The following is a 22,110-nucleotide window of genomic DNA, read 5'->3' as shown; positions in this document are numbered from 1 at the left end:
CAAAAATGAATATCAATGGACAAGAGATAAAGGTTTTTGCTGGGAATGCCAGTAAGGATTTAGCTCTTAAGATTTGTGAAAGCTTAGGTGTAACTTTAGGAGATGCTGAAGTAGGTTCTTTTAGTGATGGAGAGATTTCTGTAAATATTACAGAAACTGTAAGAGGTGCGGACGTGTTTGTTGTACAGTCTACATGTAAACCTGTAAATAGAAATCTAATGGAACTATTAATCATGATTGATGCATTAAAGCGTGCTTCTGCTGGGAGAATAACAGCGGTTATACCTTACTATGGTTATGCAAGACAAGATAGAAAAGCAAAAGCGAGAGATCCAATTACTGCAAAGCTTGTAGCAGACCTTATTACTAGTGCAGGAGCAGATCGTGTTCTTACAATGGATTTACATGCAGCACAAATTCAAGGATATTTTAATATTCCTGTAGACCATCTTTTAGGTGTTCCTATTTTAGCAAAATATTTTAAAAAGCTTGAACTAGAAGATGTAGTAGTGGTTTCTCCTGATCTTGGAAGTGTTACAAGAGCTAGAAACTTTGCAAATATATTGGATGCACCTATTGCAATTATTGATAAAAGAAGACCAAAAGCAAATGTTTCAGAAGTTATGAATATTATTGGGGAGATAGAAGGTAAAAATGTTATCTTAGTAGATGATATGATAGACACTGCAGGAACCATTACAAATGGGGCAAAAGCATTAAAAGATTTTGGTGCGAAAGAAGTTTATGCTTGTTGTACGCATCCTGTTTTATCAGGGCCTGCTATAGAGAGAATTAAAGATTCTGTTATCAAAGAGCTTGTCGTATTAGATACCATTAAATTAGCAGAAGATAAAAAATTAGATAATATAAAAACTTTATCTGTAGCGGACATTTTTGCAGAAGCCATTAGAAGAATCTATGAGAATAAGTCTGTAAGTAAATTATTTGGATAATAAAAAGTGGAGAGATTCTCCACTTTTTATATTGAAACAATATTCTTACAAAATCAAACAATATATTACAAAATTCAACTAACATCTAAGCTTTTATATAGGAGGAATTATAAATGAAACGAGGGATTCGATTTAAACTGGTCATTAGTTTCATATTATTGATTACAATACCAATGGCAGCTGTTGGGATAAATTGTTTTAAGAATTCTGTTCAAATTATGAAGGATGAATTTAAAGAGGGAACTTCTACAACCATAGAAGAAGTAGGAAATAGGGTTGATACATATTTAGAGGAATTAGAGAAAAACATTAAGATCTTTTCAACAGATGCAAATGTAGAACAGATTTTTAGTAATGCTGATGCAGTAGAATGGATGGTAGAAAATTTTGGAAATTACTGTAAAAACCATCCTGATATAATAAGTGTGTATATTGGGACAAAGGATAAAAAATTATATGCATATCCTATTGAAACAGATTTAGATGAAAATTATGATCCAACAACAAGGGATTGGTATAAGGATGCTATCAGTAAAAATACTTTTGTTTGGTCAGAACCCTATGAGGATAAAGATACAAAAAAAATGGTCATTACCATATCTAAGCCAGTATATGATTCAAGGCATGGAAATGAATTCGTAGGTGTGGTAGCCATTGATATTTCATTAGACCAATTATCAAAAAGTATTAATAATGTAAAAATAGGGAAAAAGGGGTATATTTTTTTAACGGATGAAGGAGGAAACATTTTAACACATCCTAATAAAGATTTGCTTGGAAAACCTATCCCAATGGAAGCTTTAGCTACAGCTGTCAAACAAAAGAATACAGATATGGTAGATTATGTAGAAAAAGAAGAAGGGATCAATCAAGAAAAATTTTCTGTATTTACTACCTTAGATAGAGTAGGGTGGAATTTAATTGGAAATATGTATGTAGATGAAATACATGATCAATACAAGTCCCTTCTAGATTCAACATTAATAATTGGAGCCATAGCCTTAGTTCTAGCAATTTTGATAGCAATTTTTTTATCAGGAAGTATTACAAAAAATTTAAGAATTTTATCAATGGATATGGAGAAAATCAAAGAAGGCGATTTAACAGTTCATTGTCAAATTAATACAAAGGATGAAGTAGGAGCTTTAGCAGAAAGCTTTAATACCATGAAGATTGGTCTTCGTACTTTGCTGAATGAAGTAAGTAAAGCTAGCCGTGAGGTAGGGCATTATGCACAAACGTTAGCTTCATCATCAGAAGAGACTAGTGCTTCTTCAGATGAAATAGCAAGTGCAGTGGATGAAATAGCAAAGGGAGCAACGAAGCAGGCAATACAAGCACAAAATGGATCCAGTATGGTGGGGGCCTTAGCAAGTAAATTAGAAAATCTAGAAAAAGATGCTAATGGTATGATGGATAGTTCTCAGATGGTTCTAAAAGCAAATGAAAAAGGGATACAAACAGTTAATTTGCTGAAGGATCGAACGAAGTTAAATAACGAGGGAATTGAAAAAATTGTAAAGGTTGTAGGAGAGCTTGATGTTCATTCACAAAATATCGGAAGCATATTAGAGACCATTAGTACTATTGCAGAGCAAACCAACTTATTAGCTTTAAATGCAGCTATTGAAGCAGCAAGAGCAGGGGATGCAGGAAGTGGATTTGCAGTGGTAGCAGAAGAAATAAGAAAATTAGCAGAAGAGTCTAAAAAATCAGCTGAGGAAATTAAAGAAATGACTTTGAGCATTCAGGATCATACCCATGCAACTGTGGATATTATGAATGAAGTGAAATTGAGAAATACAGAGCAGGTTATGGCTGTAGATGAAGTGAATGTATCCTTTGAAGAGATTGTACAAGCCATAGAAATCATCGGAAATAAAATAGAGACTATTAGTGGATATATAAAGAATATGAATCAGGATGGACAAAATATTGTATCAGCTATAGAAAATATATCTGGTATCTCTGAAGAAACAGCTGCTTCTTCAGAACAAGTAAGTGCTTCTATGGAGCAGCAATCAGCTACGGTTGAAGAAGTAGCTGGTATTTCAGAAAAATTAAATGGATTAGCTGTAAAGTTAAATGACCAATTGAATCAATTTAAAATCTAAAAAGGAGTGGCTTTATGCCACTTCTTTTTAGATAGAAATGTATTACATTTAGGTGGATTTTGTTGGGTGAACATAAAGACAAACCTTATATACAGGGATTTTGAATACAATATGAATAGTTATATAAATATATGTTATAATAGTTTAGAAATTGCAAAAAGAAAGGATGCATAATATGCTTGTAGTTGTTGGTTTAGGAAACCCAGGGAAACAATATGAAGGAACAAGACATAATGTTGGATTTGATACAATAGATTATTTAGCCTATAAAAATAATATTAGTCTGAATAAGGTAAAATACAAGGCTGTGGTAGGAGAAGGTTTCATTCATAATCAAAAGGTTCTATTAGTAAAACCTCAAACATATATGAATTTAAGTGGAAGAAGTGTACGTGAAATTGTAAATTTCTATAAACTGGACATGGATGATTTAATCGTTATTTATGATGATATAGATACGGATGTGGGAAAACTAAGAATAAGAAAAAAGGGAAGTGCAGGAACCCACAACGGTATGAAATCTATCATCTATGAAATACAATCAGATGGCTTTGCACGTGTAAGAATTGGTATAGGAAAGCCACAATATGGAAATCTTGCGGATTTTGTATTAGGTAAATTTTCAAAAGAAGATAAGGATTTTATGAATGAATCCATAAAGCGGGCAGCAGAATCTATAGAAAGCTTAATTAGTGAGGGAATAGAGAAGGCTATGAATAGATATAATGGTTAATAGGAAATTCTTTGTAGATTAGGTAGCCCAGATAAGAAATCTGGGCTTATGATGTTGTAACCAATTGAAGGGTGTGAATGATTTTGCAGGAGAATTTATTTGTCCAAGGTATTGAGAACTTAAAAGGATATGAAGAGTTAAAATATAGTTTAAATAAAGGTTTAAGTCCTACCCTGGTACATGGACTCATTGACTCTCAAGTTGCTCATATTGTATTTAGTATGAATCGTTCTTTTCATAAACAGTGCCTGATTATTACTCATAGTGAGTATCAAGCAAAAAAAATTTATGAAGACTTAAAGTTTTTTATTAAAAACAAAGCCCATACATATCCTACTAAGGAATTGGTGTTTTATAATTATGATGCCCAAAGTCATCAGAGACTTGAGGAAAGATTAAATACAATGATTGAAATGGTCAGGGGAGAAAAATGTATTGTTGTAGCATCTATTGAAAGTTTGCTTCATAAATTAATGCCGAAGGCCCAGTTTTGCAAAAACTTTTTTAAAATAGAATATGGTGAAGTTGTAGAACTGGAAAAAATAATAGCTATTTTTATTTTATTAGGATATGAACGAGTAGATATGGTTGAAGTAAAGGGACAGTTTAGCGTTAGAGGGGGAATTATAGATTTTTTTCCTGTCACTTCTAAAAATCCTTATCGAATAGAGCTTTTTGATGATGAAATAGATTCTATTCGAAGCTTTGATATTTACTCTCAGCTATCTTTGGAAAAATTAAAGGAAGTTCTTGTAACACCCGCTCAAGAAGTATTATTAGATGATGATCAAAAGAAAGAAGCCATCAAAAAAATAAAGGTTGATTTTAAGGAACATGAGAAGAAAATAAGAGAAGAGTCTAATGGATTAAGTGAAAAGATCAGTGCTTTTATTGAAGCTCTTCAGATACAAAATAGACCTCAAGGCTTTGAAAAGTATTTAAACTATTACTATAAGAATTTAGAACTATTAACTGATTATTTTGAAAAAGATGCCCTTATTTTTATAGATGAACCATCCCGTGTAAAAGAAAGGGCTTATACTGCGTATAAAGAACTTGAAGAGAGTTTTAAAGGATTATTAGAAAAAGAAGAAGTCCTGCCAGCACAAGTAGGCTTGATTACAAATTATGAAGATTTTTTATATGAATTAAATAAAAAACATGTGTTTGTATTAAGTAGTTTACCTAAAAATAATACTTACTTTAAGCCAAAACATATTGTAAGTTTTTCTGCTAGGATGGCACAATCCTTTCATGGGAAAATAGAGTTATTCTCAAATGAATTGAAAAATTATAAATATAGAGGCTACAAAATTCTTTTGCTTTGTGGGACAGATGAAAGAGGGAAAAGGTTAGAAGAAAATTTGAAAGAACAAGGGATTGAAGCTATTTTTATAAAGGATATCAATCATCCTATTCAATCTGGACAAATTTTTATTCTTCAAGGGAACCTACACAAAGGATTTGAGTATATTAAGAGTAAATTTTTGGTTATCACAGAAGATGAGATTTTTGGTACGGCCAAAAGGAAGAGAACAACTCAAAAAAGAAAAGATGCTCGACCTATTAAATCTTTTGTAGACTTAAATATAGGAGATTATATTGTTCATGAAAATCATGGAGTAGGAAAATATATAGGGGTTGAGCAGTTAAAGGTTGAGGGAGCTAAAAAAGATTATCTAAAAGTTAAATATTCAGGGGAAGATATATTGTATGTACCTATTGAGCAGATGGATATGATACAAAAATATATTGGTTCTGATACTGCTAGAGTAAAATTGAATAAATTAGGTACAGCAGAATGGAAGAAGACGAAGGCAAAAGCAAAAGGAGCCATTGTAGACATGGCAAAGGATCTTTTAAAGCTAAGTGCCATTCGAAAGGAACGTAGTGGTTATGCTTTTTCAGCAGATACCCCTTGGCAGAATCAGTTTGAGGATAGTTTTGTATATGAAGAAACTCCTGATCAAATTCGTTGTATAAAAGAGTTGAAGGAAGATATGGAAAAATCTATTCCAATGGATAGACTTCTTTGTGGAGATGTTGGATATGGTAAGACAGAGGTAGCCGTAAGAGGGGCTTTTAAATGTGTAATGGATGGAAAACAAGTAGCTTTTTTAGTACCTACAACGATTCTTGCACAGCAGCATTATAATACATTTATCAATAGATTTGGTCAGTTTCCTATTACGATAGAAATGTTAAGTAGATTTAAAACGGAAAAACAGCAAGAAGAAATCATTAAAAAAGTAAAGGCAGGAGCTGTAGACATTCTTATAGGAACCCATCGCTTAATATCAAAGGATGTAGCGTTTAAGGATTTAGGAATATTAATAATTGATGAGGAACAAAGATTTGGAGTACAGCATAAGGAAGCATTAAAACATTTGAGAGAAAATGTAGATGTATTAACATTAACAGCAACGCCTATTCCTAGGACGCTTCATATGTCACTTATTGGACTTAGAGATATGAGCGTTATTGAAGATCCACCGGAAGAAAGATATCCAGTACAGACTTATGTGATAGAATATAATGAAGAGATGATTAGAGATGCTCTGTTAAGAGAAATGGGAAGAGGAGGGCAAGTTTACTTTGTCTTCAATCGAGTAAGAGGAATTCAGCAGATGGCCGCAAAAATAAGGGAACTTATTCCTGACGCAAGAGTTGCTGTTGGACATGGACAAATGAGTGAAAGACAGTTAGAAAATATTATGCTTGATTTTATGAATGGAGAATATGATATATTAGTTTGTACGACTATTATCGAAACAGGATTAGATATATCTAATGTAAATACAATTATCATATATGACGCAGATAAAATGGGACTTTCCCAGCTTTATCAGTTAAGAGGTAGGGTAGGGAGATCAAATCGTTTAGCTTATGCTTATCTTACTTATCAAAAGGATAAGATCCTTACTGAGGTTGCAGAAAAAAGATTAACAGCTATTAAGGAATTTACTGAATTTGGATCAGGGTTTAAAATAGCTATGAGGGACCTTGAAATAAGAGGTGCAGGAAATCTTTTAGGAAGTCAACAGCATGGACATATGGCGGCTATAGGATATGACTTATACTGTAAACTATTAGAAGATACTGTAAGAGAGATGAAGGGAGAAGAAATACAAGAAATTCCTGAGACATCTATAGAAATTAATGTAAATGCTTTTATACCTGAAAAATATATTACTAATGAAAGTCATAAGTTAGAAATATATAAAAAAATTGCTTCTATTAGAGACAAACAGGATACCTATGAGTTAGAGGAAGAAATAGAAGACAGATTTGGGAACATACCAGAAACTGTGATGAATTTAATTTCTATTGCATATATAAAAGCTATGGCACAAAAAATGGGTATGGTTCACATATCTGAGACAGAGACCCATGCTAAATTTGTTTTTGATGAAGCTGGAAGAATGAATCCCTTAGTGATTAGTGAAATGATTGGATTTTATGGAAATAGAATCGATATAAATGTAGGTAATAATCCACATATAAGATTAAAATACTATTTTTATAATAAGAGACTAAAAGAAATAAGAGGATTCTTAGAAAAAATTAGTGGTTTCAATAAAATTTAATTTCAGTTATAATAGAATTTAGGGAAAATATGTATATAGTAGGGAGAGGATCTAGTGAAATCCATAAAAACAAAAGGAAAAACTTTTTTTGTAATTCTGTTAGCGTTTATGCTTGTTTTTGCAATAGGATGTACAAAAGAAAAAGTAAATGAGAAAGATATTGTAGCAAAAGTAGGAGATGAAATAATTAGTAAAGATGCATATAATAAAAAATTATCCTTTATTAAAAAAACTGTTGAAAGTCAGTATGGAGATAAAATTTGGAGTATGGACATGGGTGGAAAAACTTATCTTGAAGCTGTACAAGAAAAGGTATTAGACCAAATGATTGATGAGCAAGCCATCATGCAGTATATGGAAAATGAAAAAGTAAAGGTAGATAATCAAGAAGTTGAGAAGCAGTATAAAGCTTATATGGAAGGGATTAAAGGACAAGAAGAAGCAGAAAAGTTTTTAAAAGAATTAAAGGAACTTGGTTTAGATGAGAGTTTTTGGAAAAATCAAATGAAAACAGATCTTTATGTAAGTAAGTTTCAAGAAAAGATTATTAAAGAATTAGATTTGACAGATGAAAAACTGAAAGAAAATTATGAAAAGAATAAAGAGCAATATACAAAGGATCAAACAAAAGCAAGTCATATCTTAGTTAAAACAGAAGAAGAAGCAAAGGATATTATGAAAAAAATTAAGGCAGGAGAAGACTTTGCTGAACTTGCTAAAAAATACTCAAAAGATCCAGGATCTGCTGTGAGAGGTGGAAACTTAGGTGTATTCCCAAAAGGAATGATGTTTCCAGAATTTGAAAAAGCAGCATTTGCTTTAAAAGATGGAGAAATAAGTGATATTGTAAAAACATCTGTGGGCTATCATATTATTAAAGGGGATACAATAAAATTTGAAGATGTAAAAGGACAAATTGAAAGAAGCCTAATTGAACCTGCAATCATGGATAAAATAGGTGAGGTAAAAGCATCATTGAAAATTGAAAAAAAATTAGAGAATATCAAATAAATCTGTGCTAAGCACAGATTTTTTTATTGTTAAGGAAATTATAAAATTTAAAATTTGTGCATAACTTATGATTGAAAAATCAAATGTTCAACTACTTTAAGTAAGTTTTATTACAAAAAAGTGGTTTTGTAATAAAGCTTACGAGATGAATATATGCGATTAGCTACATGCGAATTTTTTTAGATTTAGTTAGAAAATTTTCCAACCATGCATAAAAAAAGTATATTAGTAAAATAATAAATTTACCATAATGATTATGTAAGGTTGATTACACAATGATACTAGGAGGGAAAATAAGTGAAAGCTACAGGAATCGTTAGAAGAATTGATGATTTAGGAAGAGTTGTAATTCCAAAAGAAATAAGACGTACATTAAGAATTAGAGAAGGAGATCCACTAGAAATATTTACAGATAGAGATGGGGAAGTAATTCTTAAAAAATATTCTCCTATCGGAGAATTAACTGAATTTGCTACAGAATATGCCGAATCTTTAAGTGATGCTTTAGGACAAGTGGCTGTTATAGCTGATAGGGATACAATTATTGCTGTAGCAGGAGGGTCCAAAAAAGACTTTTTAGAAAAAAGAGTAAGCAGATCTTTTGAAAAAGCCATGGAAAGCAAAAAAGCAGTAAGTCTTATAGAAAAAGAGAAAGTTTGTCCATTAACTGCTGATGGCGCAGATGAGGAGAAATATACATCCCAAATTATTGTACCAATTGTTTCACAAGGAGATTCTATTGGAGCTGTTGTACTTTTATCAAAGGAAGATGATAAACCATTAGGAGAGTTAGAGTTAAAAGTAGCAGAAACAGCTGCTAACTTTTTAGGAAAACAAATGGAACAATAAAGATAAGGAATAATACATATAATATTTGTAGTAGCCTAAAGGCTACTACTTTTGTATTTTTGGAATAAAATAGTACAGATGTAGCATTTTTCTGATATAATAGATTTGTTTCATGACTATTATTGAATATTGGAGGAGGATGAATGAGTAGTAAATCTTTTTTAAAAGGAGCTGCTATCCTTGGAATAGCGGGAATTATTGTAAAAATAATGGGGGCTTTTTATAGGATTCCTCTTACAAATATGATTACAAGTGAAGGGATGGGATATTATCAAACAGGATATCCTATATATGTTGCTCTTTTAATCATATCAACAGCTGGAATTCCAACAGCTATATCAAAATTGGTTGCAGAAAAGAATGCTATGGGGGATCGATATGGTGCCCATAGAATTTTTAAGGTTTCTTTTATATTGCTATTTGCACTAGGGATTGTCACATCCACTGTTTTGTATTTTGGTTCAGGAGTTATTGTAGGATTTATGAAAAATGATGGAGCGCGTTATTCTATGATGGCAATTGCTCCAGCGTTGTTATTTGTACCTATTATGGCTGCTTTTCGTGGATATTTTCAAGGACTTCAAGATATGGTACCAACAGCTATCTCTCAGATTATTGAACAATTTGGAAGAACTGTTGTAGGATTTTTACTAGCTTATGTTCTTTTAAATAAATTTAATAAAGAATTAGAAATTGTAGCAGCAGGAGCATCCTTTGGAGCAGCAGCAGGAGCTATTACAGGAACTCTAATCATTATTTTTATTTACTTAAAAAGAAGAAATAAAATTTTAAGTGAGATTAAGGGAACTTCCCATTTAAAACAAGAGTCTGCTGGTGAAATCCTTTCTCAAATTCTTGCCATTGCAGTGCCTATTACGATTGGTGCATCTATTTTACCATTGATGAATACCATTGATGCAGCTATTGTTATGAGAAGACTTCAAGATATAGGATATTCAGCTAAAGTATCCAATGATTTGTATGGACAATTAACAGGTATGGCAGCACCTTTGGTGAATTTACCTCAAATTATTACAGTGAGTTTAGCCGTAAGTTTAGTACCTGCTATTTCTGAAGCGAAGCAAAGAAGAGATATGGCTCTTGTAAGAGAGAATATTCAAATGGGCACGAGGGTAGCACTTCTTATTGGGCTTCCAGCTGCATTAGGCCTTGTAACCTTATCAAAGCCTATTATGTTACTTCTTTTCCCGTTGATACCAGAAAGTGCTGTTAGTGCAGCAGGGTCATTATCTATCCTTGGATTTGGAGTAATATTCTTAACCTTGGTGCAAACCTTCACAGGAATCTTGCAAGGACTAGGCAGACCCACTGTTCCAGTAATTAATTTGTTTATAGGTTCCATATTTAAAATACTAGCTACTTATTTTCTAACAGCAATTCCTTCGTTAAATGTAAGAGGAGCGGCTATCGGTACAGTGATTGCTTATATGGTTGCTGCAATCTTAAACTTCTTTGCAGTTAAAAGATTGAGCAGAACCAAATTTGATTTTGCTAATTTTGTGATAAAGCCACTAATTGCTGTTTCTGCTATGAGTATATCTGTACTTTTTGTGTATAGATGGTTTGCAGATATATTTGGAAATAAATTGACAACAGTAGCTGCCATAGGCGTTGGTGCTATTATTTATGGCTTGATGCTTCTTACAACAGGAGGTATTACAAAATCAGATTTTGAAATGCTTCCAGGAGGAAGAAAAATAGCAAAGATATTGAGTATGATAGGGCTTTTAAGGAAATAATAGTTGATAAACACAGGTAGAGGGTGAAGGAATGGAAAAACTTACGATTATAGGATTAGGGCCAGGGAGTAAAGATTATTTAACCATTGGTGCTATGGAAAAAATGAAAAGTAGTCATCATATTTATTTGAGAACAGAAAAACATCCTGTAGTGGAGTACTTGAAAATGCAGGGAATTACTTATGAAACCTTTGATCATGTATATGAAGCTAAAGAAAGCTTTGATGAAGTTTATGAAAGCATTGCAGAAAAAATCGTAGAGTTATTGAAGCAACAAGATGTAGTTTACGCTGTTCCAGGAAGTCCATTTGTAGCAGAAGTAACGGTACAACTATTGATTGAAAGAGCAAAAAAAATAGGATTTACTATAGAATTTGTTCCTTCTGTTAGCTTTGTAGAGGCGATTTTTCATACCTTAAAGAAAGACCCTATTAAGGGATTAAAAATAATAGATGGCCTACAGCTAGGGAATCAAACTCCCGATGTAGAAACAGATGTAATTGTGACCCAAGTATACAATAAATTTGTTGCATCTGAGATGAAGTTAAAATTAATGGAATACTATCCAGATGAACATCCTATTGTGGTTATAAGAGGAGCAGGAATACCGAATGAAGAAAAGGTAAAAAATATCATGCTTTATGAATTAGATCGTATAGAATGGTTAGACTATTTAACAAGTATATATATTCCCAAGATGGGTGATAATACATTAAAAGTATATACGTTGAACGATTTAATTAAAATCATGAAAAGATTAAGAGGAAAAGATGGATGTCCATGGGATCGAGAACAAACCTATGATAGTTTAAAGCCTTATGTAATTGAAGAAGCTTATGAAGTCTTAGAGGCTTTAGAAGAGAAGGACATGCTTCTTTTACAAGAGGAATTAGGAGATTTATTGCTTCAAGTGGTTTTTCATTCAGTAATTGCTTCTGAGTTTGGTGATTTTCATATTTCAGATGTTTTAACAGGAATCTGTAAGAAATTGATTGAGAGGCATCCCCATGTATTTGCAGAACTACACGTAGATGGAACAAGACAGGTCCTAAAAAATTGGGAAGAGATTAAAAGAAAAGAAAAAAATGAAAAAACCTATACGGAGAGTTTAAAAAGAATTCCTAAAAGTCTTCCAGCCCTTATGAAAAGCTATAAGGTCCAAGAAAAAGCAGCAAAGGTTGGATTTGATTGGGATCATGTAGAAGATGCTATAGAAAAGGTCAGAGAAGAGTTAGAAGAGTTATTAGAGGTATACAATACAGAAGAATATGATAAAATAAAAGAAGAATTAGGAGATTTAATTTTTGCTGTTGTTAACGTAGCTAGGTTTTTAAAGGTAGATCCAGAAATAGCGTTAAATGGAACTATCAAAAAATTTATTAATCGATTTGAATTTATTGAAATGAATGCAAAAGAAAATGGGAAAATATTGGAAGAAATGTCATTAGATGAGATGGATAAACTATGGAATATGGCAAAAATACATAAAAACTAAAAAAAAGATAAAAAATATTACTAATAAAGAAGGATTTTTCAATAAAAGATAGAATATGCTAATACGTATTCTAAATATCAAGGAGGTAATGATTGTGAATAAAGCTGAATTAGTTGCTAGCATGGCAGAAAAATCAGGACTTACAAAAAAAGATGCAGAGGTTGCATTAAATGCATTCATTAAAAGTGTAGAAGAAGCTCTTGTAAAAGATGATAAAGTTCAATTAGTTGGATTTGGAACTTTTGATGTAAGAGAAAGAAAAGCTAGACAAGGTAGAAATCCAAGAAATCCTGAGCAAATAATTGATATTCCTGCTTCAAAAGCACCAGTATTTAAAGCAGGTAAAGCACTTAAAGAAATGGTAAACGCTTAACAAAGAAAGAAAAAGCAGCTCGTCTGCTTTTTTGTTTTTAGGAGAGAATGCGCAATGCGTTTAGATAAGTTTTTAAAAAATAGTAGACTGATAAAAAGAAGAACTGTAGCAAAGGAAGCTTGTGATCAAGGACGTGTTAGTATCAATGAAAAAGTGGCTAAGGCTTCTACTGAAGTTGAGGTAGGAGATCATTTGGCAATTTTATTTGGTTCTAGGACAACAAAAGTGGAAATAACAGCGCTAGCTGACCATGTTACAAAGGACTTTGCAAAAGAAATGTATCGTATTATAGAATAGTACCCCATAAGGGTACTATTTTTAGTTTAAGGAAACGATAAATCCAATGGGAATTTTTTATAATAAAAAATAGGAATAAACAAATATATACAAGCATATCTTTAAAGTAGGATATTATGTAAAAGAGGGTGAAGATGAATGGAAGAGAGAAAAAGTGCAAAAAATAGGAATCAGAATATTATTCTTGAAAATAGAGAAAAATTGAGTGTATCAGGAGTGGAACATGTAACGAGCTTTGATGAAAATACAATTATTTTAGAAACTGTTAAGGGGGTTTTAACAATAAAAGGAAATGATCTGGACATTAATAAATTAAATTTAGATGATGGAAATGTTGTTGTAGAAGGAACTGTTGATGCTATGATGTATAGTGATCGTGATAGTGTAGGGAATAAGGGCATAGGTTTTTTAGGAAAAATGTTTAAATAACCGCAGGGCGGTTATTTTTTTATGGATTAGACAAGTATAGGGAATTGAGGTGAGTGTATGATAACTTATGTATCTGAGCAAGCATATGTTTTTTTAGCCACCCTATATGGTGGGATTCTGATTGGTTTTATTTATGATTTGTATAGAATTCTTCGGTGTATATTTAGACCTAAAAAAATTGCTACAATTATCGAAGATCTGATTTTTTGGATTGTTATTGCTATTGCATCTGTTTGTGTATTGTTATTTAGTAATGAGGGACAATTAAGATTTTATACTTTTTTAGGATTTTTAATAGGAGCTCTTCTTTATAATAGGATTTTAAGTAGGTTTGTTATAAAAGGAATAGTGGGAATATTGCGTATCGTAAAAAGGGTTTTTTTAAAGATGTTAGGGGTAATAGCATATCCCTTTAAAATCATAAGAAAATTTCTTTTAAGATTATGGCGTCCATTAAAAAAGAAAATTTCTCCTGCATATTTTAGAATGAAACGATTATCTTTATTACCAAAAATATTTTATAAGGAGATAGTAAAATATACTAAATTTATACGAAACAAAAAATAGAAGGAATTTATATTTTTTTATAGAAGTATTTAAAATAATTATGGTCAATATGAGGGATAGTGATAATGGATAAAAATAGAAAAAACAAGACAAAGAAGAAGAACCGATTTTTTTATATGGTTTTATTGATGATTGGATTATATGTATCGTGGATAGTCATCAAGCAGCAGATTGAATTAAAAGAATTACGAAATCAAGAGCAGACTTTAAACAAGAAGATTTTGGAACTTAAGAAGGAAGAAGCACGTCTTGAAGAAGAAAAAAATTTAGGCAATGATCCACAATTTATTGAGAAGGTAGCAAGAGAAAGACTTAAAATGGTAAAGCCCAATGAAATCATCTATATAGATATTAATAAAGCCAAATATAATGAACAAAAATAATAAAGATAGAAGGGAGCGTATTGACAGGTTTATAAATATAATTTATAATGAGTGCAAATAATATATTGTAATCATTTAAAATTAAAAGGAGGAAGTTTAATTTATGCCCGTTGAAGTTGGAAAAGTTGTAGAGGGCACTGTAACTGGCATTACAAACTTTGGTGCTTTTGTTCAACTGCCAGAAGGAAAAACAGGTTTATGCCACATATCAGAAGTAGCTGATGATTATGTAAAAGACATTAACACGTATCTTAAGGAGCAACAAAAGGTAAAAGTAAAAATTATTGCTATTGATCCGAAAGGAAAAATTAGCCTTTCAATTAGGAAAGCAGAACCGAAACCACCTAAAAGAGAGTCTAAACCAGTAGCGACTAATTGGAAGAAAAATGATAAAGATAGACAAGGATTCAAAGATAGACAAGGATTCAAAGATAGACAAGGATTTAAAGATAGACAATCATCTTTTGAAGATAAATTGTCACAATTCCTTAAGGACAGTGAAGAAAAACAGCAACAAGTGAAAAAACATATGAAAGACTCTAGAAGAGGAAATGGATTCAATAGAGGAGGAGTAGCTAGATAATCATAACCGAGACAATGTCTCGGTTTTTATATATGGGAGGAAATTGAATGTTAAATTTAGGTGCTATTGACATTGGAACAAATTCAATGCGCATGATCATTGCTAAAATAGAGAATGGAATCATTGTAAAAAGCAGTAAACTTTTAAATACAACAAGAATGGGAGAAAATGTTGATCAAACAGGCAGCTTATCAAATGGTGCAATGGATAGAAATATTGATGCCCTAAAGGAGTTCATGCAGATTGCACGAAAAGAAAAAATAAAAGAACTCCCTATTATTGCAACGAGTGCAGTAAGAGATGCAAAAAATAAAGATACTTTTATAAAAAGAGTAAAAGAAGAAGTAGATGTATCTGTGGAAGTTATTGATGGTCAAAGGGAAGCAGAATTAGGATTTATGGGAGTTTTAAGGGGACTTAAAAAATATGATGAAAATATTTTAGTCATAGATATTGGTGGAGGAAGTACAGAATTTATTTTTGGAAATGAAAAAGGAATCAAACATCTAATAAGCATCAATATTGGAGCTGTAAGAATGACAGAGAAATTTGTAACGACAGATCCTGTTGCTAAAAAAGAAGTAGAAAATATGGAAAATACAATTGATGAGATCATCAAAGAGACCATTGATTATTTATGTAAATTTAAAATTGATAAAGTAATAGGAATAGGAGGTACAGTTACCACTATTGCTGCTGTATCGAAAAAGATGAAAGTTTATGACAAAGATAAGATTCATCATACAAACCTTAGTCATGAAAAAGTAAAAATGATTCTTTGTGAGTTTTTATCATTAAATTTAGAGGATAGAAAACAAATAGATGGACTTCAGCCAAAAAGAGCCGATATTATCATAGCAGGAACGATTATTTTAGACAGAATACTAAAAGGTCTTCATATGGAGCATATAACCATTAGTGAATATGATAACTTAGAAGGATTGATTTTTGAACAAATAGCGTTAAAATTATAAAAAACAACTTATGATGTGAATAAGTTGTTTTTTTAATTTACTATTTTATGCTTGGTTTTAGAAAAGTATACTAATTTTTTATCGATAAAGTATCACCCATATCGGCAAAGTTTAACAGTAAAAGCCTTTGTGTTTTTACCATATAGACAAAATGGTTGGATAACTTAGACTATATTTATGAGAATTTGTAAAAATGCATCATGGGTTGTCTGAAAATTCTTGCACTTAAAGCAGGCAACTTGACAAATCTTTCAGCAGGCCATTGATATAATTTCTTTAACAATAAGAAATGGGTGGTGTTGAAATGTTAGATAAAATAAATATTATCCCTTATAAAAGAGAATATAATGGACAAGCACATGCTTATGTAACAGAAAGGAGAAAGTTAGGAAGCTTTTTATCTAAAAATACGGCTGTACTTTTGATGATATCTTTGTTATTGGGGAGGGCAAATATTTTAGAGGGTTTAGCTCCCTTTGGAATAGCCTTTTACATATCTTTATTAGTTAGAGATAGAAAATATTCATATATGGGATTATTTGTATTGTTAGGAATGTTTACGGCAGATGTGAATACAGCAAAGTATAGTATTGCTTTGGCATTATCTTTTATTGTATTTGGAGTTATAAGGGACAAAATACGATTTAAAACTTTACCTACAGCAGCTGTAGCAAGTTTAGTGATGTTTATATCAGGAATCATTTATATGTTAGCTACAGAACTTTATGTATATGATGTAGTGATGGAGGGGTTTGAATCAGTTGTTGTTTTTGTATTTATTTATATACTATCTTATGCAGTACCAATGATTATACAGAGAGCAAATAGAAAAATCTTATCAAATGAAGAATTAATATGTATAGCCATAGTATCAGCAGTTATGGTATCGGGCTTATCTAATATTGTTGTAGGGACCTTTAGAATAAAGAATATATTTGGCATATTGTTAACGTTAGTATTTGCTTATAATGGAGGGGCGAGTATTGGGGCAAGTGTGGGAATAACCATTGGTATTATTACAAGCATGTCAAGTATTGGAACACCTACTGTTATTAGTATATATGGTTTTTCAGGATTGCTTGCTGGTATATTTAAAGATTTGGGTAAAAAAGGGTCTGTTATAGGAATGATCCTTGGAAATGCAATCCTTACTTTCTATATTAATGGGTCTACAGAGGTTTTAGTACAGCTTGAAGAAATTATAGCAAGTTCTGTTATTTTTATGATTATGCCAAAAGCTATGATGCAATATATGGAAAAGTTTGTAAATGCTAATGAACATGAAATAGATCAAACACGTAGTGAAAGAATTAAGAAAATGGTACATGGTAGGTTAAAGGAATATGCAAAAGCTTTTGGTGAGCTAGCTGTAACTTATGGAAATATTGCAGAGAAAAATAGAATGATCGACCAAAATGATATGGCCAATATAGTGGATGAGGTTGCAGAAAAAGTATGTACAAACTGTGGTATGTGCAGAAGCTGTTGGCATAATAATTTTTATGGAACCTATAATGATATTGTTGATGTAATTGCATATTTAGAGTCTTATGGAAAAATAAAATCAGAAAAGATTCCTCAAGTACTGAAAAAAAGATGTATTAAGATCAATAGTTTAATAGATGCCATAGAGAGTCGTTTTGAAGTGTATAAGGTGCATTACGAATGGCAGAGAAAGCTATTTGAAAGTAGACAATTGGTAGCTGAACAATTTGAAGGGGTATCACATATTATTGATGATTTATCCAAGGGAATAAATACGAAGATAGATTTTAGAACAGAAGTTGAAGATGATTTGTATGTGGCTTTTGATAAGGAAGGAATACCTATTGATAAAATTACAGTACTCGAGAAGGAAAATGAGAAATTTGAGATCGCAATAGAAAAAAGATGTTGTTTTGATCGAAAGCAATGCGACACACGAATAACGCCTATCGTTTCTAAGGTAATAGGGAGAGAAGTTGTTAGAAAACCAAAGGTTTGCAAAGCTGATGAAGATACAGGGAATTGTTCATTTACATTGATTGAAGCAGAAAAATATAGAGTGACAACAGGGTTTTCACGGGTATCAAAGGATGATAGAGGAATTTGTGGAGATAGCTATTCTTTTATTGATTTAGCCGATGGCAAATACATGATGGCTTTAAGTGATGGAATGGGATCAGGAGAAAGAGCAGCAAAAGAAAGTCAAGCGACTATATCCGTATTAGAACACTTAATGGAAGCTGGATTTGAAAAGGATGTGGCCATAAAAACAATCAATTCTATACTTGTTTTAAAATCTTCTGAGGAAACATTCTCAACAATGGATTTGTCTATTCTAGATTTATATACAGGGAAAGTAGAATTTGTAAAGATTGGCGCAGCATCTAGCTTTATTAAAAGAGCAAATGGAGAAGTAGAAGCAATAAGATCTACATCTCTTCCAATAGGAATTCTTAATAATATAGATATTGAAAGTTTTGGACAAAGATTAAATAATGGGGATTTTGTAGTGATGATGTCTGATGGTGTATTAGATGCAGATACAGCTATAGATGAAAAAGAAAAATGGGTGATGGCTGCTCTTAAAAAATTAAGTAGCAAAAATCCTCAAAGTATTGCAGATGATCTTTTAGATATGGCTATAAAAAAATATGGAAATAAGATAAAGGATGATATGACGGTGATGGTCTCAAAAATATGGGAGAGAAGATAAGGTATAGAAAAAGTTATATCCGCCAATAATCTAGACAAATGAAAAGCGAAAGGGCGGATTAAAATGGAGGTTAGACAAATTATTTTAGTTACGGATGGAAAATCCAATATAGGAGGGAATCCTGTAACGGTAGCAATGGAAGCAAAAAGAGAGAATATAGTTGTGAATGCTATTGGGATTATGGATAAGAGTTGTTGTGATGATGATTCTCTTTGTGAAGTAGAAAAAATTGCACAGGCTGGCGGTGGTGTATGGGAAAATACAATGATTCAAAATTTAGGGCAGACCATGCATATGGTTACGCAAAAGACAGTAAATAAAACCATTGAAACCATTGTAGGAAAGCAGTTAAAAGAAATAGTAGGGGGGGATCTTTCTGATATTCCACCTAAGGTAAGAAGTAAAGTGATTGATTATATGGATCAGCTTGGAGAAGAAGTGAGTATGAAGTGTTGTATTTTAATGGATTGTAGTGGAAGCATGAAAAATAAGATAAGTACTGCAAGACAAAGCATTATAGAGCTAATGAATTCTCTAAATGGAAGAAAAGGGAAGAGTGAAGTGGCAGTCATTGCGTATCCTGGGGAAAATGGAGAATTTACAGCTTTGATTAGTGATTTTACACAAAACATAAAAGAATTAAAAGAGAAAATATTTGGATTAAAGACAGGTGGTACAACTCCTACAGCAGCAGCAATTAATAGAGGCATTTCTTTGATGAAAGGCGAAAAGGACGAAGAACTAGAAGACATGATCTTAAATAGTGAACCCTTATTAAACAAGAGCATGGTATAGAAAACGACTAGGAATAGTCGTTTTTTAGCTTTTAGAATTTCGTTGGCCATATGATCATATGCGAATTTTTCATATGAAAAAATCTGTAGGAGGAAAAAACCATGATTGATAAAGAGCTATATCCAGGATTTATATTGAAGGGAAAGTGGAATAATAATCAATATAAAATTTTGAATTTATTAGGAAAAGGCGGAATTGGGCAAGTTTATAAGATTGAAGATGTAAAAAGCAATGAACGATGGGCATTGAAAATAAGCAGAGAAATGCAGAGCATTACAAAAGAATATGACATGCTCAATCGATTTTCTCATATTGGGCTTGTCCCTAAGGTAAAAGAAATAGACGATTTTTCTTATGGAAACAATAAATTATACTATATAGTTATGGAATATATAGAGGGAAAGAATTTAAAAGAGTATATAAAAAGAAAACCTGTGAATATAAAAGCTTCTATAGGTATTACTCTTCTTATTGGAAAGACTTTTCTAATATTACATAAGAATCATTTTATCTTTGGAGATTTGAAATTAGAAAATTTAATGATTGATACAAAAAATAATCTAATAAAAATCATTGATTTGGGAGGAGTTACCCCTGTTGGGTCTTCAGTGAAAGAATTTACACCTTTATATGATCGGGCAAGCTGGAATATGGGGCTTAGACGAGCCGATGAAAAATATGATTTGTTTAGTTTAAGTATGCTTCTTAGTACTCTTTTACTAAGGAAAAATTTTATTCCAGGAAAAGTATCTGTGGATCAATTGATAAAGAAACTAAAAGATATGCACATTTCTTTGAAATTAGTTAGTTTAATCCACAGGGGACTTACACAAAAGAATAGTTCTTTTGAAGAATTTTTAATAGAGTTAGAGGGTATATATATAAAAGAAACCTATCAACGAGGAAGGGTTACATTGGATAAACAAAATTTTGCGGTTAATGTGTTCTTTGTAGGGAGCATATTACTATTTATAGGAATAATGGTGCAATACTTATGAAAAAGTATTTTGTTTTAGAAGGGTTTTTTGGGGAAAATATAGAAATATATGAAAGCCTTTCTTTCAAAATTTAAGATCCAGATAGGAGTAGACAGATGCTTAAGAAATTTCTAAAGACTGTAAAAAAGCATAATATGTTTAAAAAAGGAGATGGAATTATAATAGGGGTTTCAGGAGGACCTGATTCTATGGCTCTTTTACATCTTTTATACAGAATTAGAGAAGAATATGAGTTAAACCTTTATGTAGTTCATCTAAATCATCAATTTAGGGGAAAAGAAGCAAATGAGGATGCAGAGTATGTAAGAAGATTTTGTGAAAATATAGGAGTAGAAGCTTTTATATTTAGCGAAAATGTAACTTTGTATAGCAAAAAAAAGGGGATTACTTTTGAAGAGGCAGGGAGAGAAATAAGGTATGGATTGTTTAATGAAATAATGAAAAAAAAGAATGCTAATAAAATTGCTGTTGCCCAAAATATGGATGACCAAGCAGAAACAGTATTAATGAGGTTGATGAGAGGAACTGGACTTGAAGGATTGAGTGCCATTGATTATGTGAGAGATGGAAAAATCATAAGACCTGTGTTAGATATTACAAGAGTAGAAATAGAAGCGTATTGTCATCGACATGATTTAAATCCAAGAATTGATAAAACTAATTTAGAAGCAGTATACACGAGGAATCGTATAAGATTAGAACTGATTCCATACATAGAAAAGCATTTTAATAGGAATATTAAACAAGTCTTATCGAGAACTACAAATCTTATAAGAGAAGATAAAGATTTTGTAAATATTGCTGTAGAAAAAGTGTATAATCGTATTGTGGAAAAAGTAAATTTAGAGGTTAAAATTCATAAAGAAGCTTTTGAAGAGCATCATTCTGCTATTAAAAAGAGAATATTACGCAAAGCAATACTTGAAATTCAAGGAGATTTAAAAGACGTACAAAACAAGCATATAGAAAAAGTATTGAATTTAATAAAACATGGTCAAGTAGGAGGGTCCATCGATTTACCAAGAGACCTTTATGCAGTTTTGGATTATAATCATATTGTTATTAGAAAAGGAAAAAGAAAAATAGAAAGAAATGATTTTGAATACAATATAAATATTGGTGAAACATTAAATATTAAAGAATTAGATGCTATCTTAGAAGCTGTGGTAATGGAACATAAAGAGTTAGAGAATCTATCCAAAGAAAAAAACAAGAAATATTTTGATTTTGATAAGATAAAAAACAAGATGATCCTTAGAAATAGAAAAAATGGTGATCGTTTTACACCTTTCGGAATGGAAGGAAGTAAAAAGCTAAAGGACTTTTTTATTGATGAAAAAATATCTCGAGAAGAGAGAAATCAGATTCCACTTGTATGTGATGGAGAAAAAATCATATGGGTAATTGGACATAGGATGAGTGAAAAATATAAAGTACAAAAGGATACAAAGATGGTATTGGTATTGACGTATAGGAATAACTAAACAAAGTTTTCAAACATTTAACAATGG

Annotated in this window: 19 protein-coding genes; all 19 read left to right on the top strand. The window is 31.6% G+C overall.

The genetic code is table 11. The annotated features are described in order from the left end of the window. Positions 1-5 precede the first annotated feature (5 nt). The 19 genes from K7H06_RS17165 to tilS all read left to right on the top strand — a co-directional run bounded on the left by K7H06_RS17165 (position 6) and on the right by tilS (position 22,083). Entirely contained in the window at positions 6-953 is a 948-nt protein-coding gene (locus K7H06_RS17165) for a ribose-phosphate diphosphokinase (RefSeq protein WP_223037246.1), read from the top strand. A 113-nt stretch (positions 954-1,066) separates the two neighbouring features. Continuing rightward, entirely contained in the window at positions 1,067-3,067 is a 2,001-nt protein-coding gene (locus tag K7H06_RS17160; protein ID WP_223037245.1) for a methyl-accepting chemotaxis protein, read from the top strand. Between the two features lie 175 nt (positions 3,068-3,242). Continuing rightward, positions 3,243-3,800 carry an aminoacyl-tRNA hydrolase gene (pth, locus tag K7H06_RS17155; protein ID WP_223037244.1) on the top strand — a complete coding sequence of 186 codons (558 nt, stop codon included), beginning with the start codon at positions 3,243-3,245 and terminating at the stop codon, positions 3,798-3,800. 77 nt (positions 3,801-3,877) lie between these two features. Continuing rightward, positions 3,878-7,387 carry a transcription-repair coupling factor gene (mfd, locus tag K7H06_RS17150; RefSeq protein WP_223037243.1) on the top strand — a complete coding sequence of 1,170 codons (3,510 nt, stop codon included), beginning with the start codon at positions 3,878-3,880 and terminating at the stop codon, positions 7,385-7,387. A gap of 54 nt (positions 7,388-7,441) precedes the next feature. Further along, on the top strand, positions 7,442-8,398 hold the full coding sequence (locus tag K7H06_RS17145) for a peptidylprolyl isomerase (protein WP_223037242.1): 957 nt from the start codon (positions 7,442-7,444) through the stop codon (positions 8,396-8,398). Between the two features lie 297 nt (positions 8,399-8,695). Beyond that, a complete protein-coding gene (gene spoVT / locus K7H06_RS17140; RefSeq protein WP_223037241.1) occupies positions 8,696-9,247 on the top strand; it encodes a stage V sporulation protein T in 552 nt (183 codons plus the stop codon). A 143-nt stretch (positions 9,248-9,390) separates the two neighbouring features. After that, the gene (locus K7H06_RS17135; RefSeq protein WP_223037240.1) at positions 9,391-11,007 is read left to right on the top strand and encodes a putative polysaccharide biosynthesis protein; all 1,617 of its coding nucleotides are present in this window, start codon (positions 9,391-9,393) and stop codon (positions 11,005-11,007) included. Between the two features lie 31 nt (positions 11,008-11,038). After that, on the top strand, positions 11,039-12,502 hold the full coding sequence (gene yabN, locus K7H06_RS17130) for a bifunctional methyltransferase/pyrophosphohydrolase YabN (RefSeq protein ID WP_223037239.1): 1,464 nt from the start codon (positions 11,039-11,041) through the stop codon (positions 12,500-12,502). 94 nt (positions 12,503-12,596) lie between these two features. After that, the gene (locus K7H06_RS17125; RefSeq protein ID WP_223037238.1) at positions 12,597-12,875 is read left to right on the top strand and encodes an HU family DNA-binding protein; all 279 of its coding nucleotides are present in this window, start codon (positions 12,597-12,599) and stop codon (positions 12,873-12,875) included. A gap of 54 nt (positions 12,876-12,929) precedes the next feature. After that, complete coding sequence (locus tag K7H06_RS17120) at positions 12,930-13,172, top strand: RNA-binding S4 domain-containing protein (protein ID WP_223037237.1); 243 nt, start codon at positions 12,930-12,932, stop codon at positions 13,170-13,172. Positions 13,173-13,310: 138 nt separating this feature from the next. After that, positions 13,311-13,601 carry a sporulation protein YabP gene (gene yabP / locus K7H06_RS17115; RefSeq protein ID WP_223037236.1) on the top strand — a complete coding sequence of 97 codons (291 nt, stop codon included), beginning with the start codon at positions 13,311-13,313 and terminating at the stop codon, positions 13,599-13,601. 57 nt (positions 13,602-13,658) lie between these two features. Beyond that, complete coding sequence (gene yabQ, locus K7H06_RS17110; RefSeq protein ID WP_223037235.1) at positions 13,659-14,168, top strand: spore cortex biosynthesis protein YabQ; 510 nt, start codon at positions 13,659-13,661, stop codon at positions 14,166-14,168. Between the two features lie 65 nt (positions 14,169-14,233). Beyond that, positions 14,234-14,551: an FtsB family cell division protein gene (locus K7H06_RS17105; RefSeq protein WP_223037234.1), complete on the top strand. Its 318-nt coding sequence runs from the start codon at positions 14,234-14,236 to the stop codon at positions 14,549-14,551. Positions 14,552-14,654: 103 nt separating this feature from the next. Next, on the top strand, positions 14,655-15,134 hold the full coding sequence (locus tag K7H06_RS17100) for a S1 RNA-binding domain-containing protein (RefSeq protein ID WP_223037233.1): 480 nt from the start codon (positions 14,655-14,657) through the stop codon (positions 15,132-15,134). Between the two features lie 47 nt (positions 15,135-15,181). After that, entirely contained in the window at positions 15,182-16,108 is a 927-nt protein-coding gene (locus K7H06_RS17095) for a Ppx/GppA phosphatase family protein (protein WP_223037232.1), read from the top strand. 304 nt (positions 16,109-16,412) lie between these two features. Next, positions 16,413-18,806 (top strand): stage II sporulation protein E, encoded by a 2,394-nt coding sequence (gene spoIIE, locus K7H06_RS17090; RefSeq protein ID WP_223037231.1) that lies wholly within the window; start codon positions 16,413-16,415, stop codon positions 18,804-18,806. Positions 18,807-18,869: 63 nt separating this feature from the next. Beyond that, on the top strand, positions 18,870-19,601 hold the full coding sequence (locus K7H06_RS17085; RefSeq protein ID WP_223037230.1) for a vWA domain-containing protein: 732 nt from the start codon (positions 18,870-18,872) through the stop codon (positions 19,599-19,601). A 101-nt stretch (positions 19,602-19,702) separates the two neighbouring features. Further along, positions 19,703-20,599 (top strand): protein kinase domain-containing protein, encoded by an 897-nt coding sequence (locus K7H06_RS17080; protein WP_223037229.1) that lies wholly within the window; start codon positions 19,703-19,705, stop codon positions 20,597-20,599. A 95-nt stretch (positions 20,600-20,694) separates the two neighbouring features. Then, complete coding sequence (gene tilS, locus K7H06_RS17075) at positions 20,695-22,083, top strand: tRNA lysidine(34) synthetase TilS (RefSeq protein ID WP_223037228.1); 1,389 nt, start codon at positions 20,695-20,697, stop codon at positions 22,081-22,083. Positions 22,084-22,110: the final 27 nt, after the last annotated feature.

Origin of the sequence: Crassaminicella profunda (genome assembly GCF_019884785.1) — a bacterium.
Classification (GTDB): domain Bacteria; phylum Bacillota; class Clostridia; order Peptostreptococcales; family Thermotaleaceae; genus Crassaminicella; species Crassaminicella profunda.
The sequence above is the reverse complement of the archived record's forward strand: the minus strand, read 5'-3'. Positions and strand labels throughout refer to the sequence as shown.

Excerpts from the sequence above, each read along its gene's own strand:
- tilS (WP_223037228.1), top strand. The coding sequence starts at position 20,695 with ATGCTTAAGAAATTTCTAAAGACTGTAAAAAAGCATAATATGTTTAAA.
- K7H06_RS17105 (WP_223037234.1), top strand. The coding sequence starts at position 14,234 with ATGGATAAAAATAGAAAAAACAAGACAAAGAAGAAGAACCGATTTTTT.
- spoIIE (WP_223037231.1), top strand. The coding sequence starts at position 16,413 with ATGTTAGATAAAATAAATATTATCCCTTATAAAAGAGAATATAATGGA.
- K7H06_RS17085 (WP_223037230.1), top strand. The coding sequence starts at position 18,870 with ATGGAGGTTAGACAAATTATTTTAGTTACGGATGGAAAATCCAATATA.
- K7H06_RS17095 (WP_223037232.1), top strand. The coding sequence starts at position 15,182 with ATGTTAAATTTAGGTGCTATTGACATTGGAACAAATTCAATGCGCATG.
- K7H06_RS17120 (WP_223037237.1), top strand. The coding sequence starts at position 12,930 with ATGCGTTTAGATAAGTTTTTAAAAAATAGTAGACTGATAAAAAGAAGA.
- mfd (WP_223037243.1), top strand. The coding sequence starts at position 3,878 with ATGATTTTGCAGGAGAATTTATTTGTCCAAGGTATTGAGAACTTAAAA.
- K7H06_RS17080 (WP_223037229.1), top strand. The coding sequence starts at position 19,703 with ATGATTGATAAAGAGCTATATCCAGGATTTATATTGAAGGGAAAGTGG.
- pth (WP_223037244.1), top strand. The coding sequence starts at position 3,243 with ATGCTTGTAGTTGTTGGTTTAGGAAACCCAGGGAAACAATATGAAGGA.
- yabP (WP_223037236.1), top strand. The coding sequence starts at position 13,311 with ATGGAAGAGAGAAAAAGTGCAAAAAATAGGAATCAGAATATTATTCTT.
- K7H06_RS17160 (WP_223037245.1), top strand. The coding sequence starts at position 1,067 with ATGAAACGAGGGATTCGATTTAAACTGGTCATTAGTTTCATATTATTG.
- K7H06_RS17100 (WP_223037233.1), top strand. The coding sequence starts at position 14,655 with ATGCCCGTTGAAGTTGGAAAAGTTGTAGAGGGCACTGTAACTGGCATT.
- yabN (WP_223037239.1), top strand. The coding sequence starts at position 11,039 with ATGGAAAAACTTACGATTATAGGATTAGGGCCAGGGAGTAAAGATTAT.
- K7H06_RS17135 (WP_223037240.1), top strand. The coding sequence starts at position 9,391 with ATGAGTAGTAAATCTTTTTTAAAAGGAGCTGCTATCCTTGGAATAGCG.
- K7H06_RS17165 (WP_223037246.1), top strand. The coding sequence starts at position 6 with ATGAATATCAATGGACAAGAGATAAAGGTTTTTGCTGGGAATGCCAGT.
- yabQ (WP_223037235.1), top strand. The coding sequence starts at position 13,659 with ATGATAACTTATGTATCTGAGCAAGCATATGTTTTTTTAGCCACCCTA.